The 12824-nt window shown below is 29.1% G+C and carries 8 protein-coding genes; 4 read left to right on the forward strand and 4 right to left on the reverse strand.

The window, feature by feature from the left end:
- Positions 1 to 15: 15 nt before the first annotated feature.
- The 3 genes from BW723_RS02695 to BW723_RS02705 all read right to left on the reverse strand — a co-directional run bounded on the left by BW723_RS02695 (position 16) and on the right by BW723_RS02705 (position 4781).
- Complete coding sequence (locus BW723_RS02695; RefSeq protein ID WP_068362665.1) at positions 16 to 3141, reverse strand: UvrD-helicase domain-containing protein; 3126 nt, start codon at positions 3139 to 3141, stop codon at positions 16 to 18.
- A gap of 150 nt (positions 3142 to 3291) precedes the next feature.
- A complete protein-coding gene (locus BW723_RS02700; protein WP_068362663.1) occupies positions 3292 to 4128 on the reverse strand; it encodes a ZIP family metal transporter in 837 nt (278 codons plus the stop codon).
- Complete coding sequence (locus BW723_RS02705; protein ID WP_068362658.1) at positions 4125 to 4781, reverse strand: metal-dependent transcriptional regulator; 657 nt, start codon at positions 4779 to 4781, stop codon at positions 4125 to 4127. The genes BW723_RS02700 and BW723_RS02705 overlap by 4 nt, the downstream gene beginning before the upstream one ends.
- A 99-nt stretch (positions 4782 to 4880) precedes the next feature.
- On the opposite strand from BW723_RS02705, the gene BW723_RS02710 reads away from it, so the two are divergent.
- On the forward strand, positions 4881 to 7115 hold the full coding sequence (locus BW723_RS02710; protein ID WP_068362651.1) for a TonB-dependent receptor: 2235 nt from the start codon (positions 4881 to 4883) through the stop codon (positions 7113 to 7115).
- A 9-nt stretch (positions 7116 to 7124) separates the two neighbouring features.
- Entirely contained in the window at positions 7125 to 7610 is a 486-nt protein-coding gene (locus BW723_RS02715; RefSeq protein ID WP_068362647.1) for a thioredoxin family protein, read from the forward strand.
- Here the strand turns inward: BW723_RS02715 and BW723_RS02720 are convergent.
- A complete protein-coding gene (locus tag BW723_RS02720) occupies positions 7607 to 8203 on the reverse strand; it encodes a hypothetical protein (RefSeq protein WP_139059125.1) in 597 nt (198 codons plus the stop codon). The genes BW723_RS02715 and BW723_RS02720 overlap by 4 nt on opposite strands.
- Before the next feature lie 125 nt (positions 8204 to 8328).
- Between BW723_RS02720 and mfd the strand changes: the two genes are divergently transcribed.
- Together mfd and BW723_RS02730 are read left to right on the forward strand one after the other, a co-directional pair.
- Positions 8329 to 11661, forward strand: a complete 3333-nt coding sequence (gene mfd, locus BW723_RS02725) for a transcription-repair coupling factor (protein WP_068362640.1) — start codon at positions 8329 to 8331, stop codon at positions 11659 to 11661.
- A 40-nt stretch (positions 11662 to 11701) separates the two neighbouring features.
- Positions 11702 to 12559, forward strand: a complete 858-nt coding sequence (locus BW723_RS02730) for a DMT family transporter (RefSeq protein WP_068362638.1) — start codon at positions 11702 to 11704, stop codon at positions 12557 to 12559.
- Positions 12560 to 12824 lie beyond the last annotated feature (265 nt).

The raw sequence follows: 12824 nt of genomic DNA on the forward strand, positions 1-12824 counted from the left end.
GTTTATTTTCTTTGACTATACCTCAACAATATCAATTTCTTTATTAATATATATGAGTAGTTTTTTATCAACCTTAAAATTCATTGATTTTAAAACTTGTTCATATTTTAAAATCTGTTGCTTGTGTTCTGATGACTTATTTCCGGTTTTATAATCGATAATTGAAACTAAATCATTTGTAAAAACCAAACGGTCTGGAATTACAATTTGATTATCAACATCTACAATTTCTCTTTCATTATATGTAACTACATCCTCAGAAAAATATTTATTTATTTCTGGATGATATACAACTTCATTAATTTTAAGTTTTAAAGATTTTGATTCAAAATCATCAATTATTCCTTGTTGTACATATTGATTCACAACTTTTTCAACATCATTTTTAGTGATGATTTTCGATAAAATTTCGTGAAACAAATTACCAAAATCAATTGCTTCTCCTTGATTTGTATCCCATAATTTAGATGAACTCGCTAACAAAACTACATTGTGTTCTTGCCAAGGTGTAGAAATAAATTTTTCGTGAATTTGAGAAACTGAATTTTCTTTTTGAATACTACTAACTCTAATATCATTACCAAAAGAGTATTCTAAATCATCATCATTCCAAAGATTTTGTTCTTTTAAATAATTAATTAAAACACCTGAATAAAAGTTTGTATTTACCTCACCTTTTGCTGATATTTTTCGCTCAGTAATTATATGCAATTGCTCTACAGCTCTTGTTAAAGCAACATACAATAAATTAAAATTATCTAGCTCTAATTCTTGTCTTTGATGATGGTAAATTTGCTCTCCTTTCTCACTTACTTCCGCTAAACTTTTATTGAAATCAACCAATAATTCTTTGAATTCCCCATAATTATCGGGCAATTCATCTAACCAAACTTTAGGGTTTATTTGCCTGTAAACATCTACATCACAAGGAAAAATTACAATAGGAAACTCTAAACCTTTTGATTTATGAATCGTCATAATTTGAACTGCATTTGCACTTTCTGATGCAACAATGCTTAACTTTTCTTTTTTTAGTTCCCAGAATTCTAAAAAGGAATTAACATCTATCGATTTTCTTTGTTGCTCTAAAACAACATCTAAGAAAAATTGCACATAAGCATCAGAAGTATTTACTAGGTTAAAACCTCTAATAATTTCTTCTATTTTTTCGTAAAATGGCAATTGATTAAAAGTAGATATTTCAAAAGAAATTCCGTATTTTTTTAGAGCTTCAAACAGTTCTAGATTTTCTGATTTAGCAAATTCTTTAAAGAAAATATGTTTCGGATTTTCGATTTGTAAATGCTGATATAAAAAGCACAAAATTTCGAAACGTGTTTCTTCATCATTAGGGTTTTGCAACAGTTTTAAAACATCAACAATAAAAGTAACTTTTATACTATTTTGTAAAAGCAAAGTTTCTGACGAAACAATATCTACTCCGTTTTCTGAAAGGTAATTTGCAACAGCAATTCCGTCTTTTTTTGTTCGTGTTAACACACAAATTTCATCTAAAGAAAAGCTTTCTTTTAATTGATTTATTTTTTCTAAAACTTTCTTCGGATATTTTATTTTTTCATCATCTTTATGATCTTCTTTTTCAAGAAAATTAAGTGAAACAAATCCGCCTTTTTTAGCATTTTCTAATTGCTTATTACCATCAACAAATATTTTTTTATAAGATTCATTATGCAAAAAATTGGATGTAAATTGAAAAAATGAATTGTTAAAATTGATAACCTCTGCATAGCTCCTAAAATTAGTTTCTAAGCTTTTGATTTCTTTGTTAATATGAAAAGGATTTTTTGCATCTGAACCTAACTCAATAAACTGCTCTGCTTTTCCTCCTCTCCATCTATAAATTGCCTGTTTTCCATCACCAACCAATAACAAATTACTCTTTTCTTGCGCTAAAGCATTGTCTATTAACGGAATTAAATTACTCCACTGTAAGACTGATGTATCTTGCATTTCATCAATAAAAAAATGTTGAAAACGTTGCCCAATTCTTTCGTAAATAAAAGGTGCAGGTTGTTCTTTAATATTATCAGAAATTAGTTGATTAAACTCAGCATTTAATCTGATATTACTTTCTTCTTTTATACTATCTAATTCTTGATTGATGTTATTTAAAACCGCTAAAGGAATTATGTTTTTTAAAGCCAATTTATTCATTAAAAACTGACTGTATATTTCTTTTGCTTGATTGTAAAAACCAATAATTTCTGGAACAATATTCTCTATAGTTGATGCAATTACATCCGAAGTTGATTTCGCATAATATTGATGATTTTCTATTGCTTTTTCTATAGTTTCTGCTCTTGATAAAAAATTAAAATCTACCGATTTTAAACTTACATCAGCAAAAAACTTAGGAATTGTTCCTCTCAGAAAGTCTTTTTGAGTTAAATCATTTTCGTCCAATAAAGCCAAACAATCTTGCCCTACTTTTGATAGTGCTGCTTTTACCTCTTTTTGATGTAAAAAAAGTTTCGATTTTAAATCAGTAAAATCTTCTAGTTTTTTATCAGCAAGACCTCTAAAATGTTTAATATCATCTTCGTTCAATAAAACTTTTGAGAACTCATTTAAATCTCTAGATATATCCCAAGATTTATCATCATCAGTTTTATCTAAAGAATAATCAATTAAAAGTTTCGTCAGTTTTCTATCTGTTCCGATTTTAGAAATTAAAACATCTACAGCCTCATTTAATAAAGAAACTACATCCATTTCTACTTCAAAATTCAAAGACAATCCTAAATCATAAGCAAAACTTTTTATTATTTTATGCGTAAAACTATCTATAGTAGTAATTGAAAAAGCGGAATAATTCTGAAGAATTACATCTAAAATCTTTTTACTTCTCGCTTGAATTGTAGGTTTATCAACAGCAACTTCATCAATAATAATTTTAAAAAGATCGTTTTCTATACCTTCAGAAAAATCTTCTAAATTAGACAAAACACGCTCCTTCATTTCTCCGGCTGCTTTGTTAGTAAACGTTATTGCCAATACTTTTTGAAAAGTAAAAATATCCTCAGAATTTAGTAAGACCTTGAGATATTCTTTTACTAAAGTAAAGGTTTTTCCGCTTCCTGCAGAAGCATTATATACTTGAAAAGTTGAAGTTTGCTGCACAATTTATTTTTAAAGACGAATTGCACGAATTTACACAAATAAGTTCAAAATTTAAGATTCAATATCCAAAAAAGGAAAGCAAACATCCTTAGAAAAAATATAGATTTACTTCGTAATATTTTTTCTTTAAAATAAAGTTAGAACAGTTTTCTAACCTAAACCAACATCCAAAGACATCATTACAATAAAACCACCTATAAAACCAAGTGTTGCAATATCTGTGTATTTATCTCTTTGCGTTTCTGGTATTACTTCTTCTACAACTACAAAAATCATAGCTCCTGCAGCAAATGCTAATGCATAAGGTAAAATTGGCGTAAAGAATGAAACTGCTAATGCTCCTAAAACTGCTGCCATAGGCTCTACAATTGCAGATAATTGTCCATACCAAAAACTTTTAAATCTGCTAACTCCTTGTCTTCTTAAAGGCATTGCCACAGCAAAACCTTCTGGAAAATTCTGAATTCCAATTCCGATTGCTAAAGATATTGCTGCAATTATCATTTCTGTTTGTTCTACCCCCACTAATGTTGATGCTGCCCCAAATAACACACCTACTGCTAACCCTTCTGGAATATTATGTAATGTAATTGCCAAAACCAACAACGTAGATCTGTGTAATTCTGTTTTTACACCTTCTGCCTCATTTTCTTTAAAATTGATATGTAAATGAGGTAAAATTTTATCCATTCCAAAAAGAGATAAAGCACCTAGTGCAAAACCGATTGCAGCTGGTATAACTTTAACAAACCCTTCTCCAGGACTATTTTCTATAGCTGGCGATAACAAGCTCCAAAAACTTGCTGCAACCATAACTCCACCTGTAAAACCAAGCATTCCGTCTAAAACTGCTCTATTTAATTTCTTAAAAAAGAATACTAAAGCAGCACCTAAAGCTGTTAATCCCCAAGTAAAAAGTGAGGCATAAAATGCTGCTTGAATTGGATGTTCTTTTCCAAAAGCAACTAATTGTTCGAATGTATTCATAACTTTTTTATATATATATTATTGGCAATTTTGTTAGAAATAGTTAACTTTTTGTTTTCTATTTTAATCGATAAAGAATCGTCATAACCTTCTTTTTCTAAAACTGTTATTTGTTTTCCTAAAGTGATACCCTTTTTATCTAAAAATTGTAAAAATTCTGAAGATGAATCATCTACACCAACACAAACTCCAGAATCGTTTTTTAATAAAGACGATAGTAAAATTTTATCAATCACATTTAAATTACCTTCTTTATCCGGAATTGGATCTCCATGAGGATCATGTGTGGGGAAACCCAATAAAGCATCTAACTGATTAATTAATTTAGGTGATTTAATATGTTCTAATTGCTCTGCAACTTCGTGCACTTCATCCCATGAAAAATTAAGTTTATCTACCAAAAAAACTTCCCAAAGTCGATGTTTTCTAACAATATTAGCTGCTATTTTTTTTCCAAATGAAGTTAATTTAACTCCTTGGTATTTTTTATAAATAACCAATTCTTTTTCTGATAATTTTTTAATCATATCTGTTACAGAAGACGCCTTTGTTTCTAACTTTTTTGCAATGGCATTTGTACTAATTCCTTTATTAGAAATTGTTTCTAAATGATAAATGGCTTTTATGTAATTTTCTTCAGACTGACTAAACATCAACTTAATTTAGATTACAAATATACTCATTTTTGATTTATATAAAATAATTTTTAGACTTGTCTAAAAATTATTTTATATTTGCTTAAAATTTTAGAAATGAAGAACTTAATAATCGTACTTTTTTTAATCGTAGCGAATAATATTATTAGTCAAACAATATCAGGAAAAATTACTGCTACAAATGGAGATGAAATTCCGTTTGCAAACATTTATTTAAAGAAAACTAAATCCGGAACTTCATCTAACGAAAAAGGGTTTTACGAATTAAAAAACATAGAAAAAGGAACATATATCTTAATTGTTAGCAGTATTGGTTATCAATCAAAATCATTAAAAATTACAATTAAAAACAATGAAAATTTAGTTAAAAATATCACTTTATCAGATGATAATTCTTTGGATGAAATTGTAATTTCTGGAACGTTAAGACCGGTTTCTAAAACAGCAAGTCCTGTACCTGTAGAAGTGTATAGCGAAGCTTTTTTTAAGAAAAACCCTACGCCTTCAGTTTTTGAATCGTTGCAAAATGTAAACGGAGTAAGACCTCAATTAAATTGTAACGTTTGTAATACTGGCGATATTCATATCAATGGTTTAGAAGGCCCTTATACTTTTGTTTTAATTGATGGAATGCCAATTGTAAGTGGTTTATCTACAGTGTATGGTTTAACAGGAATTCCGCAAGCTTTAATAGAAAGAGTCGAAGTCGTAAAAGGACCTGCATCTACTTTATTTGGTTCTGAAGCTGTTGGCGGAATTATAAATATCATCACTAAAAAACCATCAAATTCGCCAAAATTAACCACAGACACTTTTGTAAGCTCTTGGGGAGAAGTAAATACAGATTTAGGTTTACGTTATCAATTATCAGAAAAAGCTCAAGGATTATTAGGTGTAAATTATTTTAATTTTCAAAATAGAATTGATAATAACGATGATAATTTTACAGATTTAACGCTTCAAAACAGAATATCACTTTTTAATAAAATTAATATTGAGCGAAAAAGCAATAAAGTTTTTACCATTGCTAGTAGATATGTTTATGAAGACAGATGGGGAGGAGAATTAGATTGGGAACGTGAGTTTAGAGGATCTGATATTAAATACGGAGAAAGCATTTACACCAACAGATGGGAATTATTTGGTACATACCAATTACCCACCACAAAAAACATTAATTTTCAATTTAGTACAAATGGGCATTATCAAGATTCTTTTTATGGAACAGATGCTTACGATGCAGAACAATTTATTGCGTTTGGGCAATTGGTTTACAACAAGCAAATTAAAGAAACTCACGATATTTTATTAGGTCTAGCCTACAGATACACTTCTTATGACGACAATACTTTTGCCACTTTCGAAGATGATGGAATTACAAATAAACCTTCTATAATTCATTTGCCAGGTATTTTTTTACAGGATGAAATTAGTTTAAGCAAACGCAAAAAATTGTTACTTGGTGTTAGATGGGATCATAATAGTTTACACGGAAATATATTCTCGCCAAGAATAAATTACAAATGGAATTCTAGAAATAATTCTAATATTTTTAGAGCAAGTATTGGAAATGGCTTTAGAGTTGCCAACGTTTTTACAGAAGATCATGCTGCGTTAACAGGTGCAAGAGAAGTTGAGTTTGATGGAGATTTAGACCCAGAAACTTCGTGGAATGCGAATCTGAATTTTGTGAAGAAGATAAATACCGAGAATTCATTTATCACCTTAGATGCAAGTGCTTTTTACACCTATTTTGATAACAGAATTTTACCTGACTACGAAACAGATGTAAACAAAATTATTTACGCTAATTTAGACGGATATTCAGTCTCTAAAGGAGTTTCTTTAAATGCTGATGTACTTTTTACAAATGGTTTATCTTTTAATGTAGGTACTACTTTAATGGATGTTTCTGTAACTGAAAATAATATTAAAACAAGACAATTATTAACGGAAAGTTTTAGTGGAGTTTGGTCTGTTTCTTATCGTTTTAACAATGATTTAAAACTAGATTATACTGGTAATTTATATGGTCCAATGCGTTTACCCTTATTAGGCCCAAATGATTTAAGAGACGAATATTCGCCTTGGTATAGCATACAAAACATTCAATTGTCTAAAAAGTTTTCGAATAGTTTTGAGGTTTATGGTGGAGTAAAAAACCTATTAAATTTTACACCCGCTGCAAATAGTATTTCTAGAGCTTTTGATCCTTTTGACAAACAAGTAGACCCAAATGATCCAGATGCTTTAACTTTTGACCCCAGTTATGTTTATGCTTCAAACCAAGGAATAAGAGCTTTTGTAGGTTTACGTTACACAATCTTTTAATTAAAGTAGATGAAAATAAATAAAGTTCTAACTTTTATTCTTTTCTTCGGATGTTTTGCAGTAAATGCGCAACAAACAGAAATTAAACTAAAAGAATATTCATTTTCTGAGACTGAACGTCTGCAAGAAAACAATCCTAGACCTTTATTTATTTTCATCTACACAGATTGGTGTAAGATTTGTGAAGGAATGAAAAAAACTACATTTAAAAACAATGAAGTTATTTCACTATTAAATAAGCATTTTTATTTTATCAAATTAAATGGAGAAGAAAAAAAAGACATCACTTTTTTAGGCAAAACATTTGCATACAAACCTACAGGAAATAAAACAGGTACACACCAATTAGCTAAAGAATTGTCATCAATAAAAGGCAAAATAAGTTACCCAACAACAACAATTCTAAATTCAAAATTTGAAATAGATATTCAGGTTGATAGTTTTATCAACAGTAAAAAAATGAAGAAAATATTAGAAAGCTATCTAAATCACTAGTGGTCCATTTCCCAAATACGTTTTCTACCTGTATCTCTTCTAACTCTACTTCTACCAGAAGAGCCACCACCTGAACCAGAAAATGAAAAACGATAAACAATAGCACCACCAACATAAATATGAGATCCTTGGCTTTGTAAACCATAGTAATTTATCTTGTACATTGCTTGTCCATTTAATCCAAATCTATCAGTAAGCCAAAGAGTTCCACCTCCACCAATATTAATAAACGGAGCTAAATAATCTTTTGTATCTACTAAACTACCCCCTAATAAAGCATAAATAGAAAGCGTATTTTCTGATGTTCCAAAATCGTATCTAATATCTCCATCAAAAGTTGTATACTGCTTTCCTTCATTTCTAGATGTTGATATTGCTGCGGATAAAGTGATATTGGTAAATGCATAAGTTGCTAGTGTAAATCTTGGAAACTGATCAGAATATCTAAAGCCTACAGCAGAACCATCTTTTGCAGAGTAGAGCAAACCTGCAGCTCCTACACCAATTGCCCATTTATTATTTGCGTCTTGAGCCTTAATGTTACTTTTAATCATCAACATGAAAATTAAAAGAATTAGAATTTTTAATTTCATAATCCGAGGGTTTTATTCGTATTCATAACTTCTTTTCTTACAAATATATTATAATATTGCATAAAACATATTTATCCATTGTTTTTTCTTGGTTAAGAAAGTTACATTTGTAAAAATTTATTACGTTGAGTAAGCAGAACATTGTAAATCAATATCAAAAATCTGCGAATGTTTCGCAGGTTATTACAGCCCTTCAACAAGACAAAAATCATTTTCAAATTACGAATTTGGTGGGTTCTTCGTTGTCTTTTGTTATATCTGAAACTTTTAAAAGTGCTGACAAACCTTATCTTTTAATCTTTAATGATAAAGAAGAAGCTGCCTATTATTTAAATGATTTAGAGCAACTTTTAGGTGATAAAAATGTACTCTTTTATCCTGGCTCTTACAGAAGACCTTATCAAATAGAAGAAACTGACAATGCCAATGTATTATTGCGTTCAGAGGTTTTGAACAGAATAAATTCTCGTAAAAAACCAGCTGTAATTGTAACTTATCCAACTGCTTTGTTCGAGAAAGTAGTTACAAAAACAGAACTAGACAAAAACACCTTAAAAGTTGGTATTAGCGATAACTTATCGCTCGATTTTGTAAACGAAGTTTTATTCGAATATAAATTTAAACGTGTAGACTTTGTTACTGAGCCTGGAGATTTTTCTGTAAGAGGTGGAATTATAGATGTTTTTTCCTTTTCTAATGATGAACCTTACAGAATAGAATTTTTTGGTGATGAAATAGATAGCATCAGAACTTTTGATGTAGAAACGCAATTATCTAAAGAAAAACTAAAAAAAGTTTCAATAATGCCAAATGTAGAAAACAAGGCATTACAAGAAAAAAGAGAAAGTTTTTTAAAATACATTTCATCAAAAACAGTAATTTTTACTAAAAATGTAGATTTACTTTCTAATAAATTGGATAAGTTTTTTACCAAAGCCGAAGATGCTTTTAAAGAATTATCTAAAGAAATTAATCATTCTAAACCTTCTGAATTGTTTTGTGATGGTAATTTCATCAAAAATCAATTGCAAGATTTTACACTGGTAAATTTTGGAAGTTCAAATTCTGATGAAAAATCTGATGTTGTTTTTAACACACAACCGCAACCATCATTTAATAAACAATTTAATTTATTAATTGATAATTTAGAAGAATATCATAAAGCAGGTTTTACCAATTATATTTTCTGCGCCAACGAACAACAAGCAAAACGTTTTCACGATATTTTTGATGATGCAGAACAAAAAGTCCATTACGAAACTGTAGTTTTTCCTTTATATCAAGGTTTTGTTGATGTAGATAGCAGATTGGTTTGTTATACAGATCATCAAATATTTGAACGTTATCATAAATTCCGATTAAAAAATGGCTATGCCAAAAAGCAAGCCATTACACTACAAGAATTAAATAAACTTGAAATTGGTGATTATGTAACCCATATGGATCATGGAATTGGAAAATTTGGTGGCTTACAAAAAATTGATGTTCAAGGTAATAAACAAGAAGCTATTAAATTAATTTATGGCGAACGCGACATTTTATATGTAAGTATACACTCGCTTCATAAAATTTCGAAATTTAACGGTAAAGATGGTAAAGCACCTAAAATATACAAACTAGGTTCTGGTGCTTGGAAAAAAATTAAACAAAAAACAAAAGCTAGAGTTAAGCATATTGCGTTTAATTTAATTCAGTTGTATGCCAAAAGAAAACTACAAAAAGGCTTTGCTTTTGGTCCAGATACACACATACAACACGAGTTAGAAGGTAGTTTTATGTATGAAGACACTCCAGATCAATTTACAGCTACGCAGGATGTAAAAAATGATATGGAAAAAGAACAACCTATGGACAGATTGGTTTGTGGTGATGTTGGTTTTGGAAAAACTGAAGTTGCTGTAAGAGCTGCTTTCAAAGCCGTTGATAACGGTAAACAAGTTGCCATTTTAGTACCAACAACAATTTTAGCTTTTCAGCATTACAAAACTTTTTCAGAAAGACTAAAAGATTTTCCTATCAAAATAGATTATTTAAATCGTTTTAGATCTGCCAAGCAAAAAACTACTGCTATTGATGGTGTAAATAATGGAGAAGTTGATATTATTATAGGTACACATCAACTTACTAATCAACGTATAAAATTTAAAGATTTAGGCCTTTTAATTATTGATGAAGAGCAAAAATTTGGTGTTGCTGTTAAGGACAAATTAAAAACATTAAAAGAAAATGTAGATACCTTAACGCTTACTGCTACTCCAATTCCGAGAACTTTACAATTTAGTTTAATGGCTGCCAGAGATTTATCAGTAATAAAAACACCACCACCAAACAGACATCCTATAGAAAGTAATGTAATTCGTTTTTCTGAAGAAACCATTCGTGATGCAATTTCTTACGAAGTTTCTAGAGGAGGTCAAGTTTTCTTTATCCATAATAGAATCGAAAACATTAAAGAAGTTGCGGGTCTATTACAAAGATTAGTTCCATCAGCAAAAATAGGAATTGGTCATGGGCAAATGGAAGGTAAAAAGTTAGAGGAATTAATGCTCGGTTTTATGGCTGGCGATTTTGATGTATTAGTATCAACAACCATTATAGAAAGTGGTTTAGACGTACCAAATGCCAATACAATTTTTATAAATAACGCAAATAACTTCGGATTGTCTGACTTGCATCAAATGCGTGGAAGAGTAGGTAGATCTAACAAAAAAGCCTTCTGTTATTTTATAACACCTCCTTATCATATGATGACAGATGATGCTAGAAAACGTATAGAAGCTTTGGTTTTATTTTCTGATTTAGGAAGCGGAATTAACATTGCCATGAAAGATTTAGAAATTCGTGGTGCTGGAGATTTATTAGGTGGTGAACAAAGTGGTTTTATTAATGATATAGGTTTTGATACCTATCAAAAAATATTACAAGAAGCTATTGAAGAACTGAAAGAAAATGAATTTGCAGATCTGTATCCTACAGATAAGTTAAAACCAAAGGAATATGTAAAAGAGGTTCAAATTGATACTGATTTTGAAATCCTTTTTCCTGATGATTATATCAATTCTATTACAGAAAGATTAGCATTATATAACAAACTAGGTACTTTAAAAGAAGAAAAAGAACTACAAGTTTTTGAATCTGAAATTACAGATCGTTTTGGAGAAATACCAACTAAAGTTGAAGATTTATTAGATTCTGTTAGAATAAAATGGTTAGCAAAAGATCTTGGTTTAGAAAAAATCATCTTAAAACAAAAAAGAATGATTGGGTATTTTGTTGCGAATCAACAAAGTGATTTTTACCAAACAGAGGCATTTTCTAGAATGTTAAAATACGTTCAAAAAAATCCTAAAAGTTGTGTTATGAAAGAAAAACAAACCAAAAATGGTTTACGCTTAATGATAACTTTTATAAAAATTGATACCGTAAAAACCGCACTAACCATTTTACAAAAGATTTAAAATATCTTTTTAATAGATTGAATTAAATCAAAACTTGAAAATGCAAAATACCCACGCAAAAAATTTATCAATATTACTTCTAGGAACACTATTTGTAAGTACTTCTGGAGTTTTAGGAAGATATATTGCTATGCCAGCAGAAGCCATTATTTTATGCAGAGCTTTTATAGCATCAATTTTAATGTTTGTTTTTTGCAAATACAAAAAAGTAGATTTTAAAATAAAAACAACAAAAGATAAAATTTCATTTTTAATAGGTGGTTTTTTAATGGGTGCACATTGGGTAACTTATTTTTACGCACTAAAACTATCTAATGTGGCATTAGGTATGTTGTCTATTTATACTTTTCCTGTAATTACTGCTTTTTTAGAACCTTTTTTTAGCAAACAAAAAATAAATGTTGTTCATATTTTTTTAGCAATTTTGGTGTTAATTGGAGTCTATATCTTAGTCCCAGAATTTTCTTTAGAAAACAATAAATTAAAAGGGATTTTATTCGGTATACTTTCTGCCTTCTTTTATGCACTAAGAAATTTAATGGTAAAAAAAGAGGTGACAAAATACAATGGTAGTATGCTAATGTTCTATCAAATGATTGTAGTTACTGTTTTACTATTACCAACTTTATTTTTTAGCGATTTTTCTAATACTGTCAATCAACTTCCATTCTTACTATTAGTAGCTTTATTAACTACAGCAATTGGTCATACTTTAATGGTGAATTCCTTGCAACATTTTTCTGCAACAACAACAAGTATAATTAGCAGTGTACAACCAATTTTCGGAATTATCATGGCATATTTCTTTGTGAAAGAAATTCCATCTTTTAACACCTTTATCGGGGGTGGTTTAATTTTATCTACAGTAATTATAGAAAGTTTTAGAAGTAGAAAGTAATTTTATTTTTTCTGATAAAAAAAGTATTACACCCCACTACTCTTTTCCAAAAACATACCATTTTAACACTAAAACGAGCTTTAAATTAGAAAAAACCAAAAATTCATTATATAGAATCATTAAAAATAAGGTTGTTTTTTTCAAATATTATTAATTAGATTAATTAAAAATAAGCATTTTATTCCCCAAAACTTCATTTAAATAAAAATACCATAAAAGAGTTAATCTTATTTAGACTAATTACAAATAGAAGTATATTTGTCAA

Source organism: Polaribacter reichenbachii (genome assembly GCF_001975665.1).
Lineage (GTDB): Bacteria > Bacteroidota > Bacteroidia > Flavobacteriales > Flavobacteriaceae > Polaribacter > Polaribacter reichenbachii.

What these genes read in the sequence shown, in the direction of transcription:
- BW723_RS02700 (WP_068362663.1), bottom strand. Translation starts at nt 4,128, where the DNA reads ATGAATACATTCGAACAATTAGTTGCTTTTGGAAAAGAACATCCAATT.
- BW723_RS02705 (WP_068362658.1), bottom strand. Translation starts at nt 4,781, where the DNA reads ATGTTTAGTCAGTCTGAAGAAAATTACATAAAAGCCATTTATCATTTA.
- BW723_RS02710 (WP_068362651.1), top strand. Translation starts at nt 4,881, where the DNA reads ATGAAGAACTTAATAATCGTACTTTTTTTAATCGTAGCGAATAATATT.
- BW723_RS02715 (WP_068362647.1), top strand. Translation starts at nt 7,125, where the DNA reads ATGAAAATAAATAAAGTTCTAACTTTTATTCTTTTCTTCGGATGTTTT.
- BW723_RS02720 (WP_139059125.1), bottom strand. Translation starts at nt 8,203, where the DNA reads ATGAAATTAAAAATTCTAATTCTTTTAATTTTCATGTTGATGATTAAA.
- BW723_RS02730 (WP_068362638.1), top strand. Translation starts at nt 11,702, where the DNA reads ATGCAAAATACCCACGCAAAAAATTTATCAATATTACTTCTAGGAACA.